Genomic DNA, 20,286 nt, shown 5'->3' with positions numbered 1-20,286 from the left:
AGACCGACATGCTCCATCCCATCCTCGAGGCGCTCGGCCTGGCCGAGCACAACCCTGGCAGCACTCTCGGAAACGGCGCCTGGGCGGACTCCCGCACCGAGCCCCTGTTGGAGGTCTTCAATCCCTCCACCGGCCTGAAGCTCGCGACGGTGTCCTCCGCGAGCGAGCAGGAGCAGGAGCAGCTCATGCACGCGGCCACCCAGGCCTTCCTCGCCTGGCGCGAGCTGCCCGCTCCCCGCCGAGGCGAGGGCATCCGCTTGTGCGCGGAGGCGCTGCGCCGCCACAAGGGCGCGCTGGGCTCACTCGTCTCGCTGGAGATGGGCAAGGTGAAGGCCGAGGGCGACGGCGAGGTGCAGGAGATGATCGACATCGCCGACTTCGCGGTGGGCCAGTCGCGCATGCTGTACGGCCTCACCATGCACTCGGAGCGCCCCGGCCATCGCATGTACGAGCAATGGCATCCGCTGGGCCTCGTCGGCATCATCAGCGCCTTCAACTTCCCCGTGGCCGTGTGGGCGTGGAATGCCTTCATCGCTGCCGTGTGCGGCGACGTGTCCATCTGGAAGCCCTCGCCCAGGACGCCGCTGTCGGCCATCGCCGCCACGCGCATCTGCAACGCCGCGCTGAAGGCCGGAGGCTTCCCGGAGGTCTTCTTCCTCCTCAACGCGGCGGGCACCGCCAGGGCGGAGCGCCTCGTCGACGACGCGCGCGTCCCCCTGGTGAGCTTCACCGGCTCCACGTCCGTGGGGCGACAGGTGGCGGTGCGCGTGGCCCAGCGGCTGGGTCGAAGCCTGCTGGAGCTGGGCGGCAACAACGCCATCATCGTGGACGCCACCGCCGACCTGAAGCTGGCCATTCCCGCCATCGTCTTCGGCGCGGTGGGCACCGCGGGCCAGCGCTGCACCAGCACCCGGCGGCTCATCGTCCACGAGTCCATCCTCGACGACGTGGTGGCGAAGCTCACCGCCGCCTACGCCCAGGTGAGGACACGCATCGGAGACCCGCTGGAGGCCGGCACGCTGATGGGCCCGCTCATCGACGCCGCCGCGGTGAAGCGCTTCGAGGCCACCGTCGAGCGGGCCCGCGCCGCCGGAGCCCGCGTGGTCAGCGGCGGCAAGGCCCTGGAGCGTCCCGGCCACTTCGTGGAGCCCACGCTCATCACCGGCGTGAGCCCCACCGACGCGTGGGTGCAGGAGGAGACCTTCGCCCCCATCCTCTACGTCATGCCCTACCGGACGCTCGATGAGGCCATCGCCCACCAGAACGGCGTCCCCCAGGGCCTCTCCTCCTCCGTCTTCACCCGCGACTTCCAGACCACGGAGCGGTTCCTGTCCGCCTCCGGCTCCGACTGCGGCATCGCCAACGTCAACATCGGCACCTCCGGCGCGGAGATTGGCGGCGCCTTCGGTGGCGAGAAGGACACGGGCGGTGGCCGCGAATCCGGCTCGGACGCGTGGAAGGCCTACATGCGCCGGCAGACCAACACCCTGAACGCCTCCAACGCGCTCCCCCTCGCGCAGGGCATCCGGTTCGACCTGTAGGAAAGCCTCCTCGCACCGGGAGCCACGTCCGCCCTCACGCGCGTGGCCCCCTGCCCACCGAGAAGCCAAGCTCTCTCTGTATTCCAGGTGCTACGAGCTCCAATCGACGCGAGAGTTGATAACGCCCTCTCGTATGTCCCTGGGTTTCGCTCTACCCTGGAGGTCCTCAACAGGAGCGCTCGCGATCAACACCTCGACCTCCCCCACCGCCCCCGCCGGTTGGCACGACATCCTCGTGCGTCACCTCGAACCCCTGCTCGGAGGTTTCACCGCCAAGATGGCCATCCATACGGCGGCGCTACGTGCGCTCAAGCGGCCCCCAGAGCAGGTCACCCCCCAGGACCTCCCGCAATTGCTCGAAGGCCTCAAGCCGATGCTGAACACCTTCATTGGCGCGCTCCACGCCAAGGTCATCCTCGCGGAAATCACCACCTCGCTGGAGAAGGCACGATGAGCGCCTCCTCCCAACGGACGTCTTCCGTGGCGCCGTGGTTCGTCGGCGTCGCGGTGCTGCAGCTCGCGCACTTCATCGCCGTCCTCTCGGTCCGTCCCGCGGACCTGCCGCTCGTCCACGACCTCGCCGGCTGGTGCAGTGGCCTGCTGGCCGTGGCCGGGACGTTCGCCGCGGCGAGCGCGTTCGGCCCCGGCGACTACCTGCGCCGGGTCTGGGGCGGGCTCACGGCGGGCGCGCTCCTGTCCCTGACGAGCGCGGCGCTGCGCAGCTACTGGCTGCACACCGTGCCGGACGTGCCCTTCACGGCGTCGCCGCTCCTGCCCTTCCGCATGCTCGTCGTGGTGCTGGCCAACGTCGCCACCACCTTCGCGCTCGTGCTCCTGGCGCGGACCTACCGCCAGTCGGGCCTGCAGCCTCCCTCCAGCCCCCGAGGCACCGCGCTGTTCGCGGTGACGGCGGTGGCCGCGCTGGCCGTGGGCATCCCCGCCCTCGTCACGGAGGCGCGCAACCTGCTCTCCGGCGCCAGCTCCGCCCCGTCGACGGTCATCAGCCTGGCCTCGACGCTGGCGGACATGACCATCATCTTCATGGTCGCCCCCATCCTGCGCGTGGCGTACATGCTGCGCGGCGGAAGGCTGGCCTGGGTGTGGTGGGCCATGGGCCTGTCGGGCGCCACGTGGCTGCTCTACGACGCGCGCGTGTGGCTGGCGCCGCTCTTGCCCGGCACGGAGGCCCAGGCCGCGGAGCTGCTGCGCTCGCTGCGCACCTCCGGGCTCGTGCTGATGGGGCTCGCCGGCTGGCTCCAGCGCTCCGCCCTGGGGCCGCAGAAGGTGGAGTCCGCGGAGCCCTCGCTCCACGCCTCCGCGGGAACGCCCTGATGTCTCGTGGGGCACGGGCCTGTCGCGCCGTGCCCCACTGCTTCGCCGAGGCGGCCCTCAGCCCGCTTCGGCCTTCTTGTAGCGCAGCCGCTTGAGGGCCTCGAACTTCATCCGGTCTCTCGGCGGTGTCGTCGCCACCAGCCCCTCCAGCATCCGCTTGGAGCTCTGGTAGATCTCCTCGACGGCCACGTCGAACGCGTCGGCGTTCTGCTTGGACGGCTTGCGAGTCCCGGCAATCTTCCGGACGAACTGCAGGGCCGCCGCGCGCACGTCGTCATCCGTGGCGGGGGGCGTGAAGTTGAACAGGGGCTTGATGTTCCGGCACATGACTCCAGGGTAGTCCATCCCCGGAGTCAACGTGCGCGGCGCCCCGTCCCACGCCCGCTCGTCACGCCTCTCGCCGGGCGCACGCCGCCGCCCTGTCGAGCAGCAGCGTCTGCTCGCGCACGTTGCGCGTGAGCCCCGCGGCCTTCTCGAACTCCTTGCGCGCCTCATCGAAGCGGCCCAGCTTGCGCAGCAGGTCCCCGCGCACGCTGGGCAGCAGGTGGTAGTGGGCGAGCGACGGCTCCGAGGTCAACGTGTCCACGACGGCCAGCCCCGCCGCGGGGCCATACGCCATGGACAGCGCCACCGCGCGGTTGAGCTCCACCACGGGCGACGGCGTGAGCCGCACCAGCACGGAGTACAGCGAGGCGATGCGCGCCCAATCCGTGTCCTCGGAGCGGCGGGCCCGCGCATGACACGCCGCGAGCGCGGCCTGCAGGGCGTAGGGGCCTTGTGCGCCGCCCAGCTTCTCCGCGCGCTCCAGCGCCGTGAGGCCACGGCGGATGAGGAGCTGGTCCCACAGCGCGCGGTTCTGCTCGAGCAGCAGCACCGGCTGGCCCTTGGGCCCCACGCGCGCGCGCGAACGGGAGGCCTGGATCTCCATCAGCGCCACCAGGCCATGGACCTCCGCCTCCTGCGGCGCGAGCTCCGCGAGGATGCGCCCCAGCCGCAGCGCATCCGCGCACAGCTCCGGCCGCATCCAGTCGTCCCCCGCCGTCGCCGAGTAGCCCTCGTTGAAGACCAGGTAGATGACCTCCAGCACGGAGGCCAGCCGGCTGGCCAGCTCCTCGCCCCGAGGCAGCTCGAAGGGGACCTTCTCCTCGGACAGCGTGCGCTTGGCGCGGACGATGCGCTGGGCGACGGTGGTGGAGGGCACCAGGAAGGCGCGGGCAATCTCCTCCGTCGTCAGGCCCCCGAGCAGCCTCAACGTGAGCGCGACGCGCGCCTCCGTCGAGAGGATGGGGTGGCAGGAGATGAACATGAGGCGCAGCAGGTCATCGCCCACCTCGTCGTCGAGCGCCGCGTCCAGGTCCGGCGTGGCGCCGTGGGCCTGGTCCGACTCGAGCTCGTGGCCCAGCTCCTCGTGCTTGCGCTCGACACGCTTGCCTCGGCGAAGCTCGTCGATGGCCCGGCGCTTCGCCGTCGCCATCAACCAAGCACCTGGGTTGTCGGGGATGCCGGACTCGGTCCAGCGCTCCAGGGCCGCGACCAGCGCGTCTTGCGCCAGCTCTTCCGCGAGCCCGACGTCTCGCACCATGCGCGTCAGACCGGCGATGAGCCGCGCGGACTCGATGCGCCAGACCGCTTCGATGGCGCGATGTTTGTTGGAAACCGTCACATCGCGGACTAGAGCACCCCCGCCCGCCGATGCAAGGCCGGCCACCCTCTTCCCGCACAAGAACCCGTGCGGCCGACCTGGGGCCAACGGCCACACTGTCGCGGGGCTTCCTACAGCCCGCCTGGGACTCGCGTGCGAGGCGGAATCCAGGTCTGGACTATTCGCCCCGGCTCGCCTTGTCCTCGCGCCACCAGTGGCTCATCCGCTCGTGGACCTCGGCTTCGTAGCCTTCCTTGCTCGGGCGGTAGAAGACGGAGCGCTCCAGCGGCGGGGGCAGATAGACCTGCCCGGGCGCGTAGTGGTCCTTGAAGTCCCACGGCGGCTGGTAGCCCTTGCCGTGGCCCAGCTCCTTCATCAACTCGGTGGGGGCGTTGCGCAGCGGCAGCGGGGGCGCGACGTTGGGGTGCTCCTCCAGCGCGGCCAGGGCGGCGTTCATCGCGGCGTAGGCGCGGTTGCTCTTGCGCGCGGTGGCCAGGGTGACGACGGCGTGGGCGACGAACAGCCGTCCCTCCGGCATGCCGGTGGAGTGGAAGCCCTCCTCGCAGGCCCGGACGATGCTGATGGCCTCGGGCATCGCCATGCCCACGTCCTCCACCGCGATGACCTTGAGGCGCCGCCACAGCGACACCACGTCGCCTGTCTGGAGCAGCTTCGCCGCCCAGAAGATGGCGCCCTGGGCGTTGGAGCCCCGGCAGGACTTCTGGAGGGCGCTGAGCAGGTCGAAGTGCTGGTCTCCATCCTTGTCGTGGCGCGACAGCCCGGTGCCCACCGCCTCGCGCGCGGTGTCGACGTTGATTTCGCCGCCGTCCGGCGTCAGGCCCGCGGCCATCTCCAGCGCGCCCAGCGCCTTGCGCACGTCTCCGGCACCGCCGCGCGCCAGGAGCGTCAGCGCCTCGTCCCCCACCGTCAGCGCGCGCTTGCCCAGTCCGCGCTTCTCGTCGGTGAGCGCCCGGCGCAGCGCGCCCGCGATGTCGTCGAGCGTGAGCTCCTGGAGCTGGAAGACGCGGCACCGGCTGACGAGCGCGGGGCGCACCTCGAAGCTGACATTCTCCGTCGTGGCGCCCAGGAGGACGAACAGGCCGCTCTCCACATGCGGAAGCGCCTGCTCCTGGACGTTCTTCGCCCAGCGGTGGATTTCGTCCACGAAGAGCACCGTCCGGCGCGAGTACTGGTTGCGGCGCCGCTCGGCCTCGGCGACCACCTCGCGGATGCGGGGGATGCCGTCGGAGACCGCGGACAGGATGACCAGCTCCGCGTCCACGCCGGTGGCGAGCATGCGCGCCAGCGTCGTCTTGCCCACGCCGGGAGGCCCCCAGAAGAGCGAGGACACAATCTGCTTTCGCTCCATCAGCCGACGCAGCGGCGCGCCCGGGCCCAGGAGGTGCGCCTGGCCGACGAACTCATCGGGCGAGCGAGGACGCATCCGCTCCGCGAGCGGCGCGAAGCGGTTCACATCGACGGAGGCGGAGAACAGGTCGGGGCCATCGCTCATCGCACCGCAAGCTCCCCTCTCCGCCGCGCTCGGTCAACCACCGAGACAGGCCCCGAGCCACCTCGCGGTCACGCCTCACCCATGGTGCGGCGGCGGTCCACACCCGTCGGATAGTGGACACGCGTCCGAGGCCCGGTCCGCCCGAGGGAGAAACGCACCGTGATGGTGGTCGGCAATCGATGGACAGAGATCAACAGCCGCGGGAGCGCTGACGAAGCATGAGGGGCGCGCCGTAGAATCGAGCCCTTCACCCAGGAGGGAGCGCGATGTCTTTCATGCTGCTGATGATGGAAGCACCCGGGAATCGCCAGGCTCGTCCGCTCGAAGAAGGCCAGGCCGCCTACGCGAGAATGATGGCCTTCCAGGAGAAGCTCAGGAGCGCGGGGGTGCTCGTCACAGGCGAGGCCCTCAAGTCGGACGACAATGCCGTGCGCATCGAGAACCTCGGAGGGAAGAGGACCGTGAGCGACGGCCCCTTCACCGAGTCGAAGGAGATCATCGGCGGGTTCTTCCTCCTCAACTGCAAGTCACGCAATGAGGCGCTCGAGTTCGCCATGGCGTGTCCCGCGAGCGAGTGGGGCATCGTCGAGCTGCGGGAAATCGCCAGCAGTTGCTACGAATAGGGCATCGCCGCGTCATGGGCGCGGGGGCCACGCCTCCCGCGTCCGACTTTCGTCTCGAACCGCGCGCTTGAAGGAGGCTCCCATGGGTCCGTGGGTCCTCCTCGCCGCACTCCTCGTCGTGACGCTCGTGCCGGTGCCCCCTGGGGGTTCGCCCGGCGCCGCCCTGGCGACAGCGATGAAATCCGGGCATGAGCCCTGTCTGGAGAAAGGCGGCGGCGTCCAGCTTGGACGCGGATGCTTCCGGCTGGAACGCGGTGTGAACAAACGAATCAAGTGACTGTCGTGGCCTGGCGACGCCACACCCATGGATCGCGTCTTGCTATTCGGCCGAGACCGGTCAGGAGCGAAGATGCCGAAGTGCATGGTGAAGGGTGGTTGCAAGACCCCCTCGGAGAAGTTCGCGAAGCAGACGTGCGCGACCTGTCAGACCCAGTGGGGCGTGCATCCGGGTTGTCTGACCCCGGAGACGGTGTGCCCGAACCCTCGCGCGGCGAAGGCGAATCACCTGTTCAGGGCGGCGGCTCCCGCGCACGCCGCCGTCGGTGCCGCCGCAGCAGCGGGTGCCGCCGCAGCAGCAGGTGCCGCCGCGGCAGCAGGTGCCGCCGCCGCGGGGGAGTCCCGATTCTCCACCGAGACCGCCTTCTCCGCCTTCAAGCAGCGATTGGCCCGTGAGGGGTCCTCGGGAGGTGTCTGCCATGGGTGTCGAGGTGGAACCCTGACGGAGATGATGTCGGCCTCGCTGCAACACCAGACAAACGATGCGCGGTCCCTCAACCTCTTCGCCCTCCTGGAGTTGATGCGCGCTCACTCCTACGTTGAATCCCTCGCGATGCTGAGAGCGAGCATCGACAACCTCGGACAAGAGGACGAGGTCGCCCGCAAGTCGCTGGCGCGGAAGAAGGATGAACTGGAGGAGAACTACGAGCTCCGACGGGGCGACGTGAAGATACTCCAAGCGCTGCGGACCCAGACGATGGAGAACGCTCCCACCACCCGCCTGTTTCTCGAATCCCACCGCCCCCTGGGGCTCCGCAGGTCGACGAAGGCCGCATCCGCTGCCGCCGCTGCCGCTGCCCCCGCTGCCGCACCTGCCGCCGCAGCGGCTGCGGCCGCTGAGCCTGTCCCCAGCCAGGTGCCTCCACGGGCCAACGAGGTCATGGCGCGAATGTGGGCTCGTACGGCGCGAAAGAGCGCCCACTGCGTGATCTCCAATCAATATCTCGAGTATTACTCGCCCGCCATCATCGTCAGCTTCCACCAGGTCACCAACAGCGACCTCTACCTGCTGGACTCTCGTGACGAGGACGACATCTTCAATCACTGTCGTTGGAAGGTGACAAGCGCGCTCCAGGGAGGGATGGACGCCTTGGCCGAGTGCCTGACTCGGGGCGCCGTGGGCAACGTCTCCCTTCGTTACACGGAGGTGATGAGGGGAATCTGTCAGACGCTGGAGTCCAACCAGGACTTCCCGATGCGCGTGGCCTATGCCCTGGGCACCATCCGTTTCAAGTTGGCGCAGCTGATTCGTCGCTTCGCGCCGAAGCAGGTCCAGGAAACGCCCCTCATCTCGCCCCAGCCTCCAGGCCAGGTGGGGAGCCCACCGCTCACCAGCCATTCCGTGGGAGCTGGCGCCGCTGCGCCCCAGGTCCTGAAGAGCCTGGTCGGCGATTGTCGGACGGGGGCCTTTGAGGTGGGCAAGCAGTGCGAGGACTGCGAGGAGACACAAGGCGAGGACGGGCTGATTTCTCGCTTCCTCAAGCCCGACCAGGAGCCGGGGGCCTCGCTTCGCGATCTCGTCCGCGAGGCCTACGCAGGCAAGGGCGGAGTGTGGATGCTCACCGCGGATTTCCTCAGGGACGGGCTGGACACCCTGGGAAAGAAGTATTGGGAGGCCAAGGGCGACCAGAAGCGCTGGGCGGACCCGCTCAGGCACTCCCCCTCGGCCTGGCTGCTCTTCAATCTCTACTACGCGACCTGCATGCTGGAGGCCGCCTATGGGCTGTCTCCATTCCGCCCGGTCGAGAGGCCCGCCATGAATCCCTTCGTGGTTCGCCGGAGGCCCGCCGTCGGTGCGGCGGCGAGGTGAGCCGCCCGGGGGCTTCCCGTTGCACCCCTCCCCGTCCCTGATGCGGGCCGAGCGATGCGCCCCCCGCGTCAGATGTTGATGCGAGAGCTGACCGTGCGGACATCCATCCCCAGCTCCGCGAACGCGGCGGCGTGGGTGCGCAGCAGCTCCACGAAGCGGGGGTGCACATCCGCCTCTTCATTCGCGAGCAGGAAGCCGTAGTTCGTCTTCGACAGCATCCACGAAATCCACAGCATCTCCGTGGCGTCCTCCGGCGGCGGCGCGACGTCCAGGTCCTCTTCCGTGGACAGCGCCCCACCCTTCCCCCACCTCAACCCCAGGCACGCGTAGAGCACCTCACCCGCGTCGTCCCACTGGAGGTTGTTCGCCCACGCGTGGCGGAAGGTCGCGAAGAAGATGACGTAGCGGCACAGCTGCTTGAGCGCCTCCACCTCCCCCGCCTGCGCCACATCCGTCCGGGTCACCGCGCTCACGGCCTTCGGCGTGGGCGCCGCGGCCTTCACCTCCAAGTCCATCCGCTCCGAGCGCACGAACCACGGTGCGGGCTTCCCCGGCACCGTCGCGCGCAGGTAACGACAGACAAAGGCAGGCACCGAGTGCGCCACCAGGTCGTCCGAGAACCTCCGCACCTCACACCACTCGGCCTCCACCGCCGCGCCGTGCTCCGCGAAGAACGCCTCCACGTGCTCGCCCACCAGCTTCCAGAACAGCCCCGCCGCTCGCGCGTAGCGGTGCCCTTCACAGACAGGCGGCGCCGGAGCGAAGCCCTTCCAGTCGTAGCTGCCCAAGAGGTGCACCAGGCGCGACTCGATGCCTCGCTCCGTCAGCGCGCTCGCTCGGGTGATGTAGCCCGTGCCTCCCACCAGGAAGTCATTGGCGGAGTGGTTGATGAGCACCACCTCGCGCAGGTGCGGCATCAGCAACCAGCGCAGCGGACTTCGCCGCAGGTTGCGATGCGCCGCGATGGCGTACTGCTCGATGTTGAAGTGGCACTGCCCCAAATGGTTGCCCAGCTCCGTGTCCAGCGTCGCGCTCACCCGCGCCATCCGCTTGGCGGCCTCCCAGTTCGGCCCATCCGCCGGCGTGTAGCTCCTCCGCGTCACCGGTGAGCCAGGCGCCGCGGCCCCAGGCTCGCGCATCCCCAGGATGATGCGCGTGGGCAGCAGCCGTCCGTCCACCAACCGCAAGCGCAGGTCCACGTCCGGCAGGCAGTGGAGTCCATCCTGCTCGTACGCGTTCCACGGGTAGTAGAGCCGGAACGCGTTCGCATCCGCGGGCACCTCCGGGTCCCTGTCGAGGATGGCGGAGAACATCCCGTTGAGCAGGCGCTCTCCGAAGAACGCATCCGTGCGGGTGGAGCCCGGCGACTCGCGCTCCATGCGCACCGTCATCGCCTCCGGGTAGTCCGCTTGAATCTTCTCCAACCCCAGCACCTGTCCCAGCTTCCCCTGGAGCAGGTGGCGCCGCTTGACGAGCTCGATGGGCGCCACCGCCTTCAACATCGCCAGCGAGCGGCCCGGCGCATACGCCGTGGGCGGAGTGCCCGCCTCCGTCACGTGGAGCCGCGCCAATGACGTCGAGGGGTCATATTCCCAGTAGGGCAGCCGCAGCGTGCCGAAGTCGTAGTGCAGCCCTCCGTGGTCATCCGGGCCGCGCTCGGAGCCGATGCGCCGCCACGTCTCCACCACACGGCCATCCGGGAGGAAGCCGTGCTGCGGCTCGAAGAAGCGGACCTCCAGGTCCGGCAGGTCCCCCACTCCGGCGTCCGCGGGGTCATAGCGAACACAGAAGCGCCCCTCCGCGTCCGTGAAGCCCTCGCCCAGGAAGTCATCCGGCGTGCCGATGTCCCGGTCCCACAGCTCCACCTTGAGGTGATGCAAGGGCACCGGCCCCGAAGGCCCGTCCTGCTCGAAGACCAGGCGGCCCTCCGCGACCGCGGGCAGGTCCGCGGCGCTCCGCTCCGAGCGACCCGCCGCCGCCCGGACCCGAGGCGCCAGCTCACGACTGAGGGCCAGCCGCTCTTCCAGACCCAGGCTCGAATACCACCGCGCGAGCTCGGCCGCGTCGAGCAGCTCGTCGTCGCCCTTCTCGGTCCCTTTGAGCCCGAGAGCGCTCATCAATCGCCGCATCGCCACGAACATCGTCCCGTCCCTGACACATCATTCATCCCGCGGGGAGGCTACCATGGGTTGAGCCCACACTTTTCTCGTCCTACGGTCTGCCCCTGCAATGCAGGGGATTCAATGATGGCTGCGTACACGCTCACGATTCGGACGAATGGAAAGCTCGGCGCGGGGACGGATGCGAACATCTCCGTCGTCCTGGTCGGCACGCACGGCGACAGCGAGCCGCACGTGCTGGACCTCCCCTTCCACAATGACTTCGAGGCGGGCTCGGAGGACGAGTACACCGTCTTCTGCGAGGACGTCGGGGACCTGGTGGCGCTGCGCTTCTTCAACGCGGGAGGCGTCACGGCGGACTGGCTGCTCGACTGGGTCCGCGTGACGGAGGGCGAGAAGCAGTGGCGCTTTCCCTTCTTCCGCTGGGTGCTGAGCGGCGCCACGGCGGAGGTACTCGAGGGCACCGCGAAGCTCGCGCGCGACGTGGGCAGCGAGCGGGAGTCGGTGGCGCGGCGCGCGCAACTCGACGCCCGCAAGCAGATGTACCCCTGGCGTCCGGCGGAGGCGACCGAGGGCCTTCCCGGCGCGCTCGACATCAGCGAGGCGCACCCCTTGCCGAAGGACGAGCTCTACCGGGGGCTGACGCAAGGCAGCTACGAGGTCGTCATCGCCAAGACGCTGGCGGCCATCCAGCTGCACCTGCCCATGCTGACGCAGACGTGGAACGGGCTGGTGAACGTCTTCGACTTCTTCAAGAGCCTGGAGGTCCCCCAGCTCGCCGGGCGCTGGAAGGACGACCTGGAGTTCGCGCGCCAGGCGGTCCAGGGCATCAACCCGCTCCACATCACCCTGGTCCCCAAGCTGCCCCAGGGCATGTCCCTGACGGATGACGACGTGCGGGGCCTCCTGACCCCGGGCACCTCGCTGGCCCAGGCGCTCGACGCCCGGCGCATCTTCCTGCTCGACTTCGAGATTCTCGACGACATCCCCATGTACCGGAAGGTGGACGAGGAGGGCCTCGAGGAGCGCCGCTGGGCCCCGGCCTCGCGCTGCCTGCTGTACCTGGATGACCAGCGGCACCTGCGCCCCCTCGCCATCCAGCTGGGCGGGGATGCCACGAGCCACCCCGTCTTCACGCCCAACGACAGCGAGGCCGACTGGCTGGCGGCGAAGGTCTACGTGCGCTGCAGCGAGGGCAACACGCACCAGATGGTGAGCCACGCGCTGCGCACGCACTTCGTCGCGGAGCCGTTCGTCATGGCGACGATGCGCAACCTCCCGGACCCGCACCCCGTCTACAAGCTGCTGCGCCGCCACTTCCGCTACACGCTCGCCATCAACGAGGGCGCCCGGAAGGGACTGCTCTCCGCCGGCGGCGTGTTCGACGACTTCATCGCCACGGGAGGGCCGGACAAGGGCCACCTCCAGCTCGGCAAGAAGGGCTACACGCGCTGGACCCTGGAGGACAACAAGCCCCGTCTGGACCTCCAGCGTCGAGGCGTCCTGGACGCGTCCATCCTCCCCGACTACCCGTACCGCGACGACGCCCTGCCCCTGTGGGACGCGTTCGAGGAGTACGTGGGCGCGGTGCTCCGCCACTTCTACCGGACCGACGCCGACCTGGAGGGCGACGCCGAGATGCAGCACTGGTGGAAGGACCTCACCCAGCGCGGCCTGCCCGTCGAGAAGCTGCCGTGCCGGGAGCTGCGCCGGGTGAGCGACCTGGCGGACATCCTCACCACCGTGCTCTTCACTGTCAGCGTCCAGCACGCCGCGGTGAACTACTTGCAGTATGAGCACTACGCCTTCGTGCCCAATGCCCCCCTGTGCATGCGCCAGGAGCCGCCCAGGGAGAAGGGGGTCCTTCGCTCGGAAGACCTCACCGCGATGATTCCCACGAAGACCCAGATGCTCTGGCAGATTGCCATTGGCCGGGCCCTCTCCAGCTTTGGAGATGACGAGGAGTACCTCTTGCCCCAGGATGGCTGGCACGAAGAGTACTTCCAGGAGCCCGAGCTGACAGTCATTCGCGAGCGTTTCCAGGAGCGGCTGCGCACCCAGCTCGCGGCGGTGAAAGCCCGCAATGCGAACGCCGCGGTTCCGTACACCGTCCTGTGCCCTGACAAGATTCCCTGCGGCATCACCGTCTGACGCGCCCGGAGACCACCCCCTTGCCGAACCTGCTCTCTCGCGGCCTGTTCAACCTGTTCTTCGGTTCTCGCCGCAAGCCGCTCGCCAGCCTGCCGGGCCCGCCCCCGGGCATCTTGGGCAACCTGGGGGACTTCCTGGGTGCGCCACCGTGGGATGTCTGCGCCCACTACGCTCGGACCCATGGGCCCGTCGCCGTCGCGTGGCTGGGTCCCTCGCCCGCCCTGGTGCTCAACGACCCCGCGGTCATCCATGAGGTGATGGAGACGCGGCGCCTGGAGTTCGAGAAGGGGAACATCGGCACCCAGATTCGCCACTCCGTCACGGACGACACGCCCTTCATCGCGGACCAGGGGGCGGACTGGGCCCGCAAGCACGCCATGGACCCGCTGGCGCAGCCGTGGACCCCCGCGTGGCAGGCGGCCCAGGTGGAGCCCATGCGGGCGGCCCTCGAGGAGTCCGTGGAGGCGCTGCTGCGAGAGCCCTCGCTCGACCTGGCGCTCGCGCTGCGCAAGCTGACGTTCGACGTGTTCTGCGTGGCCACGGTGGGCGAGAAGCTGCCCACGTCCGTCTACGACGACTTCATCCTGCTGGCGGCGGCGGCGGATGCGCGCATCCAGGCCAAGCTGCCGCTGCGGTTCGTCTCGCCGCCCAAGGGCTTCGCCGCCGCGAAGGAGCGCTTCTACGGGCTGTTCGCGGACAAGATTCGCGCGGCGAGACAGGCCCCCTCTGCGCACCGCGTGGACCTGATGTCCTGGACGCTGCGCGAGATGCCCGACTTCGACGACCGGGTCCACGCCCACCTGCTGGGCGGGTTCTTCTTCGGCGGCGTCTTCTCCTCCAGCACCACGCTGACGGGCGCCGTCCACCAGCTCCAGAAGTACCCCGCCGTCGAGGAGCGGCTGGCGAAGGAGTCCGCCGCGCTGATGCGGGTGCCGCTCGACTTCGAGCGCCTGAAGGGTGGGAGCTGGGGCGAGGCGGTGGCCTTCGAGGCGCTGCGCATCCTGCCGGCGGTGCGCGTCTTCCTGCGCCGATCTCCTCTCGCGCCGACCCAGCTCGTGGGGGTCACGCTGCCGCCCGGCATGACGCTGATGATCTCCAACCAGCACCTGCACCGGGACCCCTCCCACTGGGTCCAGCCCGAGGTGTTCGACCCGGAGCGTTGGCTGAACGGCGGCGCGGCCCGGAATCCGCTGGGCAGTGGCCACTTCTTCCCCTTCGGCCGAGGCCCTCGTGCCTGCGTCGCCGGGGACTTCGCGATGGTGTACCTGCGCACGGCGCTGGCCACCCTCTTTGCCCGTGTGCGCATCCAGGTCGACTCGACGGAGCCCTTCGAGGAGGGCTTCTTCTTCGGCGTGGTGCTGCCCAAGGGCGTCACCGGAAAGTTCGTCGCGCGCCAGCGCGCCACTGACAGCACCCCCATGGGAGCCCCTCCCTCCTCCGCCGTGGAATCCGCATGACCTTGTTTCGACACCCCCGAGACCGCATCCCTGTCCTGTTGTTCCTCATCGCGTTCGCGCTGGACCTCACGGTCTTCTTCACGGCGACCAGTTGGTGGTTCCCCATCCTGTGGCTGGGCCTGGGCATCATCCCCAAGGGGTGGATCAGCGCGTGGAACCACCACCACCAGCACGTGACGATGTTCCGCCACGCGCTGCCCAACCGCCTGCTGGAGGTGGTGTTCGCGTTCCAGACGGGGGTGACGTCCCATGCGTGGTTCCTGCACCACGTGCTGGGCCACCACCGGAACTACCTGGACCAGACGAAGGACGAGGCGGGCTGGAAGCGCCAGGATGGCAGCACCATGGGCGAGGTGGAGTTCTCCCTCTTCAACATGGTGGTGGCCTATCCGCGCGCGTTCCGCGTGGGACTGGCGCACCCGCGCGTCCTGCGCATCTTCCTGGCGATGGGCGCGCTCCAGGTGGCGCTGCTCGGGGGCCTGTTCTGGCTCAACTGGTACAACGCGCTCTGGGTGTTCCTGCTCCCCATGGCGGTGTCGCTGTACGTCACCATCTGGGCCACGTACTTCCACCACGTGGACCTCGACACCCCGGTGCACGCGGAGGCCTCGTACAACATCCTTCACCGGGGCTACAACCTGATGACCGGCAACCTGGGCTACCACACCGCGCACCATGTGAAGCATGGGCTGCACTGGTCCCAGCTCCCGGAGCTGCACGCGCAGCTCGCCAAGGACATCCCCGCCACGCACTACCGCATGCCGGGCATTCCGTTCGTGTGGTCCACCCCGGAGGCGAAGATCGAGCCGGGGGAGACGCAGCTCGGGGCCGCCGCGCCGTAGCGCGAGCGCGTCACTCCAGCAGTCGAAGGTCGATGGCCTGGGCCATGCCCTCGTAGCCCAGGTCATTGGGATGCAGGCCGTCCACCGTCAGGGACGCGGGCATGGCATCGGGGTGGGCGGGGTCTCTCACCGCCGCCTCGAAGTCCACCACCGCGTCGAAGGCACCCGAGCCGCGAATCCAGGCGTTCACGGCCTCGCGCAGGGCCTCGTGCTCCGGGGTGAAGTAGGCGTGGCCGGCCATGGGCGTCAGCGTGCCGCCGTACACCTTCAGGCCCTTGTCCCGAGCGCGCTGGATGAGCTGCCGGTAGCCCTCGATGATGCGCGCGGCGTCCAGGCCTCCAGGTGGCGCGCGGCCGATGTCGTTGATGCCTTCCAGGAGGATGACGGCCTTGACGCCGCGCTGGGCGAGCACGTCGCGTTCGAAGCGGTGCAGTCCCTTGGGGCCGTAGCCGTCGCTCAGGAGGCGGTTGCCTCCGAGGCCCGCGTTGAGGACACCCACGGGCTTGCCGCCTCGTGTGGAGAGCCGGTGGAACAGCCGGGCGGGCCATGAGGTCTCCAGGTCCACGGTGCTGCCCGCGCCATCGGTGATGGAGTCACCGAACGCCACGACGAGCGATGCGTCCGGGGCCGCGTCCACGTGCACGGCGGCGAGGAAGTAGAGGCCGCGGGTGGTGAGCGCGGGCTCGAAGGTCCTCGCCGCGGTCTGGTTGCCTGTCGCGGAGACAGCGGTCGTCCGAGTCCCCTGGAGGTGCCAGGACACCGCGCCCGAGCGCTCCAGGAAGAAGAGAGAGACGGCGACATCACGGCGGCCATCGACGGCGAGGGAGATGGGCTCGCTGGTGGCGGTCCGGCCGGGAGGGATGACGACGACCGAGGCCCCGCTGAAGCGAACCTCCCGGTCCGTCGAGGGGTCGATGGCGTTGCCCCCGACCCGCAAGGCCACGCGCACGGCTTCCACGCGAAGAGGCGCCGTGCCGTACTGGTTGCTCAGCACCAGTCGCAGCCGAGGGCCCGCGAGCGTGGGGCGCACGAACATGCGCACCGTCTGGTTCTTGAAGCTCGGCCCCGCGAGGTCTCCAGGCTCCAGGCCCGAAGCGGACGGGTGCATCGGCGCGGTGAAGGCCGGCAGCCAGTTCGGCGCCGCTGGCACCGCGAAGGCCGAGGCCACGCACCATCCCAGCAACACACTGGCCACCACCCCACGAAGTCCGTGCCGGTTCATCCGAAGCAACTACCATCCATGGGCTCGCTGCCGCCGTGCCCCTGTCAGCTCCACGACAAGGCCCCACCACCAGCTGCGCCGTCATGAACACCTGGAGTGTCCGCGGACGCATGGTCACGCGTCGCCCTGGGCATGCGGGCATGCACCTCTCGCCGCGAGAGGCGCGTCAGGTCACCGAGAGCTTCTCCACCGCGCCATGGAGGATTTCGAGCTGGCGAGGCACACGCTCCACCAGCTTCCCCGACACCGGGTCATTGGCGATGCGGCGCAAAGGCAGCTCGGGCATCGGCGGAGGGGACTTCCCTTCCCGCAGCGAATCCGCGAGCGCGTCCAAGGTCCCGCTCGCCTTGCTCGCCACCACGTCGAGCACCTCCGATGACGGGGTGACGGCCTTCTGCTCCCCCAGCGCCGTCACCGACGCGGCCAGGCGCCGCGAGTACGTGAGCAGCGCCATCGCGGGCTCCAGTCGGTACGCGGGGCCTCGGTACTCGGCCATGAGCCGCTCGAAGGACGCCTCCGCGTCGAGCATCGCCAGGCCCAGCGCCCTCCTCGCCGCCCCCACCCGAGGCTCCCGGATGTCCTGGCTCGCCGCCACCTGCCGGAAGTAGTGCCCATCCGCGCGCAGCACCGTCGCGACCGCATCCGGGAACCTCCGGCGCTCCGGATAAGGCCACAGCAACCACACCCCCGCGAGCGCGAGCACACACGCCACCAACACCCCCAGCGCCCGGTTCTCCGCCACGGACCAATCCCCCGCGCTCAGCGTCGCCAGCAGGAGGAAGTCCGGCGTGAGGAGAATCTGGAACGCGCCGAAGTTGAGCGGCAGCAGCGACACCGACGTCGCCGTCAGCACGCCAATCACCAGAATCAACACCCAGGGCGACCCCACTCCCGTCGCAATCACCGCCGCGAGCGTGCCGCCCAACAGCGTCCCCGTGACACGCTGGAGCGCACGCTCCTCCGTGTTCGCCGAGTACGGCTGGAGGATGCCGATGGCCGACAGCACCACCCAGTACGCCTCCCCCAACCCCATCACCCGCGTGAGCACCAACGCGATGGAGGCGATAGTCCCCGCCCTCAGCGCATGGCGCAACACGACGGACCGCGAGTTCAGGTTCGCCCACAGCGGCTGCAACAACGGCCTTCGCTCGCCCACCAGCAGCAGCGACTCGGGGTCACGCAGGTCCACCGGGTCTCCTCGCCGCATGGCCATCGCGGCCCGCTGCGCCGCGGACGTGTGGCTTCGCAGCCGGGTGAGCAGCTCCGTCACCGAGACGGGCACCACCCGCAGCCACTTCCCGCGCTGCCCCAGCTCCTCGCGGTTCGTGGGATAGCGAGGCCAGTAGACCGCCACCGTGTCCGGCGCGATGGCCACCGCCGCCACCCGGTCCGATATCGCCACATACCAATCACACACCCGCGCGACTTCCTCCCGGACCGCCCGCAGCCGCCGCTCGGGGCTCGCCACCTCCATGGACTGCGCCAGGGCGAACAGCACCCCCAAGAGCTGCTCGCTCAACTCCAGCAGCACGAGCAGGTGCTCCCCGCGCTGCGACTCATCCGAGCGCCCCACGCGCGTGGCGGCCAGCGTCTCGCGCGCCCGTTCTATCTTCAGCCGCACCGGCATGTGCCGCGTCGTCGTCGCGGCCCAGACCTCCGCCGGGGCCCCCTCGCGAGACAGCGTCGCCAGGTCCCGAGCCCCCTCCGCGAGCGACGTGTACACATACGCGATGGCCCTGCGCGAGGGCCGATACGGATGCACCGGCCAGAGCACCAGCGACTGCAACATCGCCCAGCCGCCTCCCAACAGGAGCGCGCCCCCGCGAGTCAGCGCCGCGTCCACGCCCACCGCATGCGCCCCCAGCGAGGCCACGAAGATCACCGCGAGCTTCTCGCCGATGGAGCCCGCCGTATCGCCATAGCAGCGCACGAAGGACATCGCGAAGACCCCCACCAACAACAGCGAGGCGTCCCACCACAGCCGCCCTCCCGCCAACGCGGCGCCAGCTCCCACGAGCGCCCCCAGCACCGTCACCGCGCCCATCACCCGGGCCCGCCCGCGATACGCGCCCCCTGGATTCGCCAGCGTCACGAGCAGGCCAGTGAGCCCCGTCCACCCCGCGTCCTTGAAGCCCATCAGCGTGGCGAACGAGTACGGGATGGTGACCGCCAGCGCCGCGCGGACACCCGAGGCCCAGGCGGGACTGCCTGGCTGGAGCTGGAAGAACCTCCGGATGTGGCGCCACAGACGATGCATCCCGACCAGCCTCCCGCGTCAGCGTGAATGTCCTCATGTGGCCATGACGCCATGTGCCCGGAAGCTCCATGAGCTCGACCGGGCGACCGGGGACCGACACGGACAGGAGGCGCACGCCTCTCCCCCTGGCGCGGGGGACCAAGCTTAGTAGCCCACGTGCAGCCGGCCGGGCGGGAGCGCCTTCTCCAGACGCTGGACCTCCGCCTCCGGAATCGAGTCCAGCCCCAGCTTGAACTGCTTGAGCCGCGCGAGCGGAGACAAGTCCTCCGGCAGCACCTTCAGCCCCCCTTGGAAGAAGCCCGAGTGGGTGAGCTTCGGCATCCGGCCGATGCCCGCCACCAACGCCTGGACCTTCTCCGGCTTCAGCGCGTTGACGCGCCACCACCAGAGCTTCTTGAGCTTCGGCAGGCGAGTCAGCACCTCGGGGAAGGTCTCCATCCCCAGCGCATCCAGGTACAGCTCCTCCAGCGCCCCCAGCTCATCGAACGCGTCCGGAAGCCGCGCCAGGTGGTTGCAGTAGCGCAGGCTCAACGTCTTGAGCGCGGGGAGCCGGCACAGCTCGTCGGGCAGCGCCTTCAACGGCAGGCTCTCCAGGTTGAGCGTGCGGAGCGAGCGCAGTTCACCGATGCGCGGCGAGAGCTCCTCGATGGGGTTCGAGTCGAGCGTCAGTCCCTCCAGCCCCGTGAGCGAGAACACCGCCTCCGGCACGGCCTTCAGCTTCTTGAGCGAGAGCCCCAGCCGAGGCGCCTTCCCACCCTGCGCCAGCTTCTCCCGCGCCGCGGCGATGGCCTTCTCCACGGGCCCCAGCCGGACATCCGCCAGCACGGGTTTTCCCGCGCGCAGCATCGCCACCAACCCCCGCCGGTCCAGCGTCGAGTCCACGACGCCGTCCTCGTCCTCCTCCTCGGCCGTCCAGGCCCCTTTCAGCAGGGCCTCGTGAGGCTCCAGCTTCTGACGAGGCGCCCCCGAGGCAGCGAGGAGGTTCCCCACGAAGACCTCCACATCCAGCGGGCCCATCACCTGGATGTGATGGTGCGCCTCCACGAGCGCCCGGGCCTTCAGCCCACCGCCGACGCAGAAGACGTCATCGCCCAGCGAATCGCCGACGAGCAGGCCCCGGATCGAGACCTTCCCCGCGACGAAGATGGCGGAGAACGTCGCGAGGTTCTCCACCTCCAGGTCCCCCAGCACCACCAGCAGCGTGTGGTCCGCCTGATGACCATCCTCCAGGAGGCCCTCGAGCCGGACGCTCCCGGAGACCACCAGCGACTTGGGGCCGACCACCAGCGAGTCGGCCACGAGGTCCCCCTCATGCAGGAGGACCTCCCCCTGCGAGACGCCCTTCCACCACGCCGCGAGCCGCTCACGCCACGCGGGGGGCCCGGCCTCTTCGACCCGAGCCCAGACCTCCCGCGCGGACACCTCCCGCCCCCACGCTGCCGTCTTCACCGCCATGCGCCCGAAGCTCCCCTCTCCTGGTGGAAGCCTCGGAGGATAGCG

The 20,286-nt window shown here is 69.6% G+C and carries 16 protein-coding genes; 9 read left to right on the top strand and 7 right to left on the bottom strand.

Annotated features, from left to right (window positions below; genetic code table 11):
- Positions 1–8: 8 nt before the first annotated feature.
- The 3 genes from amaB (at position 9) to MYSTI_RS12740 (ending at position 2,873) form a co-directional block, all read left to right on the top strand.
- The gene (gene amaB / locus MYSTI_RS12750; RefSeq protein WP_015348166.1) at positions 9–1,541 is read left to right on the top strand and encodes an L-piperidine-6-carboxylate dehydrogenase; all 1,533 of its coding nucleotides are present in this window, start codon (positions 9–11) and stop codon (positions 1,539–1,541) included.
- A gap of 133 nt (positions 1,542–1,674) precedes the next feature.
- Complete coding sequence (locus MYSTI_RS12745) at positions 1,675–1,995, top strand: hypothetical protein (RefSeq protein WP_233278252.1); 321 nt, start codon at positions 1,675–1,677, stop codon at positions 1,993–1,995.
- Positions 1,992–2,873: a phosphatidylglycerol lysyltransferase domain-containing protein gene (locus tag MYSTI_RS12740; protein ID WP_015348164.1), complete on the top strand. Its 882-nt coding sequence runs from the start codon at positions 1,992–1,994 to the stop codon at positions 2,871–2,873. Before MYSTI_RS12745 ends, MYSTI_RS12740 begins: the two co-directional genes overlap by 4 nt.
- A 57-nt stretch (positions 2,874–2,930) precedes the next feature.
- Here MYSTI_RS12740 and MYSTI_RS12735 read toward each other — a convergent pair whose 3' ends face one another.
- From MYSTI_RS12735 to MYSTI_RS12725, 3 genes are all read right to left on the bottom strand, one after another.
- Complete coding sequence (locus tag MYSTI_RS12735) at positions 2,931–3,200, bottom strand: DUF2277 domain-containing protein (protein ID WP_015348163.1); 270 nt, start codon at positions 3,198–3,200, stop codon at positions 2,931–2,933.
- Positions 3,201–3,261: 61 nt separating this feature from the next.
- The gene (locus MYSTI_RS12730) at positions 3,262–4,536 is read right to left on the bottom strand and encodes an RNA polymerase sigma factor (RefSeq protein WP_015348162.1); all 1,275 of its coding nucleotides are present in this window, start codon (positions 4,534–4,536) and stop codon (positions 3,262–3,264) included.
- A gap of 157 nt (positions 4,537–4,693) precedes the next feature.
- Positions 4,694–6,028 (bottom strand): replication-associated recombination protein A, encoded by a 1,335-nt coding sequence (locus MYSTI_RS12725; protein ID WP_015348161.1) that lies wholly within the window; start codon positions 6,026–6,028, stop codon positions 4,694–4,696.
- A gap of 266 nt (positions 6,029–6,294) precedes the next feature.
- Between MYSTI_RS12725 and MYSTI_RS12720 the strand changes: the two genes are divergently transcribed.
- The 3 genes from MYSTI_RS12720 to MYSTI_RS43795 all read left to right on the top strand — a co-directional run bounded on the left by MYSTI_RS12720 (position 6,295) and on the right by MYSTI_RS43795 (position 8,737).
- Positions 6,295–6,651, top strand: a complete 357-nt coding sequence (locus MYSTI_RS12720) for a YciI family protein (protein ID WP_015348160.1) — start codon at positions 6,295–6,297, stop codon at positions 6,649–6,651.
- Positions 6,652–6,733: 82 nt separating this feature from the next.
- Positions 6,734–6,928: a hypothetical protein gene (locus MYSTI_RS43040; RefSeq protein ID WP_015348159.1), complete on the top strand. Its 195-nt coding sequence runs from the start codon at positions 6,734–6,736 to the stop codon at positions 6,926–6,928.
- A gap of 72 nt (positions 6,929–7,000) precedes the next feature.
- Positions 7,001–8,737: a hypothetical protein gene (locus MYSTI_RS43795; protein WP_015348158.1), complete on the top strand. Its 1,737-nt coding sequence runs from the start codon at positions 7,001–7,003 to the stop codon at positions 8,735–8,737.
- Positions 8,738–8,805: 68 nt separating this feature from the next.
- Here the strand turns inward: MYSTI_RS43795 and MYSTI_RS12710 are convergent, their stop codons facing one another.
- Complete coding sequence (locus tag MYSTI_RS12710; protein WP_233278251.1) at positions 8,806–10,854, bottom strand: lipoxygenase family protein; 2,049 nt, start codon at positions 10,852–10,854, stop codon at positions 8,806–8,808.
- 126 nt (positions 10,855–10,980) lie between these two features.
- Between MYSTI_RS12710 and MYSTI_RS12705 the strand changes: the two genes are divergently transcribed.
- From MYSTI_RS12705 to MYSTI_RS12695, 3 genes are read left to right on the top strand one after another with little or no spacing between them, the layout of a single operon-like run.
- Positions 10,981–13,008, top strand: a complete 2,028-nt coding sequence (locus MYSTI_RS12705) for a lipoxygenase family protein (RefSeq protein WP_015348156.1) — start codon at positions 10,981–10,983, stop codon at positions 13,006–13,008.
- Between the two features lie 20 nt (positions 13,009–13,028).
- A complete protein-coding gene (locus MYSTI_RS12700) occupies positions 13,029–14,465 on the top strand; it encodes a cytochrome P450 (RefSeq protein WP_015348155.1) in 1,437 nt (478 codons plus the stop codon).
- The gene (locus MYSTI_RS12695) at positions 14,462–15,307 is read left to right on the top strand and encodes a fatty acid desaturase family protein (protein WP_015348154.1); all 846 of its coding nucleotides are present in this window, start codon (positions 14,462–14,464) and stop codon (positions 15,305–15,307) included. Before MYSTI_RS12700 ends, MYSTI_RS12695 begins: the two co-directional genes overlap by 4 nt.
- Positions 15,308–15,317: 10 nt before the next feature.
- On the opposite strand, the gene MYSTI_RS12690 is transcribed toward MYSTI_RS12695, so the two are convergent.
- The 3 genes from MYSTI_RS12690 to MYSTI_RS12680 form a co-directional block, all read right to left on the bottom strand.
- On the bottom strand, positions 15,318–16,529 hold the full coding sequence (locus MYSTI_RS12690; RefSeq protein WP_044279625.1) for an SGNH/GDSL hydrolase family protein: 1,212 nt from the start codon (positions 16,527–16,529) through the stop codon (positions 15,318–15,320).
- Positions 16,530–16,695: 166 nt separating this feature from the next.
- Positions 16,696–18,786 (bottom strand): FUSC family protein, encoded by a 2,091-nt coding sequence (locus MYSTI_RS12685; protein WP_015348152.1) that lies wholly within the window; start codon positions 18,784–18,786, stop codon positions 16,696–16,698.
- A 144-nt stretch (positions 18,787–18,930) separates the two neighbouring features.
- Positions 18,931–20,241 carry a leucine-rich repeat domain-containing protein gene (locus MYSTI_RS12680; RefSeq protein ID WP_015348151.1) on the bottom strand — a complete coding sequence of 437 codons (1,311 nt, stop codon included), beginning with the start codon at positions 20,239–20,241 and terminating at the stop codon, positions 18,931–18,933.
- Between the last annotated feature and the right edge of the window lie 45 nt (positions 20,242–20,286).

Source organism: Myxococcus stipitatus DSM 14675 (assembly GCF_000331735.1).
Lineage (GTDB): Bacteria > Myxococcota > Myxococcia > Myxococcales > Myxococcaceae > Myxococcus > Myxococcus stipitatus.
The sequence above is the reverse complement of the archived record's forward strand: the minus strand, read 5'-3'. Positions and strand labels throughout refer to the sequence as shown.

Bases quoted from the DNA above. Each gene is read 5' to 3' on its own strand.
- amaB (WP_015348166.1), top strand. From the start codon at position 9: ATGCTCCATCCCATCCTCGAGGCGCTCGGCCTGGCCGAGCACAACCCT.
- MYSTI_RS12745 (WP_233278252.1), top strand. From the start codon at position 1,675: ATGTCCCTGGGTTTCGCTCTACCCTGGAGGTCCTCAACAGGAGCGCTC.
- MYSTI_RS12740 (WP_015348164.1), top strand. From the start codon at position 1,992: ATGAGCGCCTCCTCCCAACGGACGTCTTCCGTGGCGCCGTGGTTCGTC.
- MYSTI_RS12735 (WP_015348163.1), bottom strand. From the start codon at position 3,200: ATGTGCCGGAACATCAAGCCCCTGTTCAACTTCACGCCCCCCGCCACG.
- MYSTI_RS12725 (WP_015348161.1), bottom strand. From the start codon at position 6,028: ATGAGCGATGGCCCCGACCTGTTCTCCGCCTCCGTCGATGTGAACCGC.
- MYSTI_RS12720 (WP_015348160.1), top strand. From the start codon at position 6,295: ATGTCTTTCATGCTGCTGATGATGGAAGCACCCGGGAATCGCCAGGCT.
- MYSTI_RS43040 (WP_015348159.1), top strand. From the start codon at position 6,734: ATGGGTCCGTGGGTCCTCCTCGCCGCACTCCTCGTCGTGACGCTCGTG.
- MYSTI_RS43795 (WP_015348158.1), top strand. From the start codon at position 7,001: ATGCCGAAGTGCATGGTGAAGGGTGGTTGCAAGACCCCCTCGGAGAAG.
- MYSTI_RS12710 (WP_233278251.1), bottom strand. From the start codon at position 10,854: ATGAGCGCTCTCGGGCTCAAAGGGACCGAGAAGGGCGACGACGAGCTG.
- MYSTI_RS12705 (WP_015348156.1), top strand. From the start codon at position 10,981: ATGATGGCTGCGTACACGCTCACGATTCGGACGAATGGAAAGCTCGGC.
- MYSTI_RS12695 (WP_015348154.1), top strand. From the start codon at position 14,462: ATGACCTTGTTTCGACACCCCCGAGACCGCATCCCTGTCCTGTTGTTC.
- MYSTI_RS12690 (WP_044279625.1), bottom strand. From the start codon at position 16,529: ATGAACCGGCACGGACTTCGTGGGGTGGTGGCCAGTGTGTTGCTGGGA.
- MYSTI_RS12685 (WP_015348152.1), bottom strand. From the start codon at position 18,786: ATGCATCGTCTGTGGCGCCACATCCGGAGGTTCTTCCAGCTCCAGCCA.
- MYSTI_RS12680 (WP_015348151.1), bottom strand. From the start codon at position 20,241: ATGGCGGTGAAGACGGCAGCGTGGGGGCGGGAGGTGTCCGCGCGGGAG.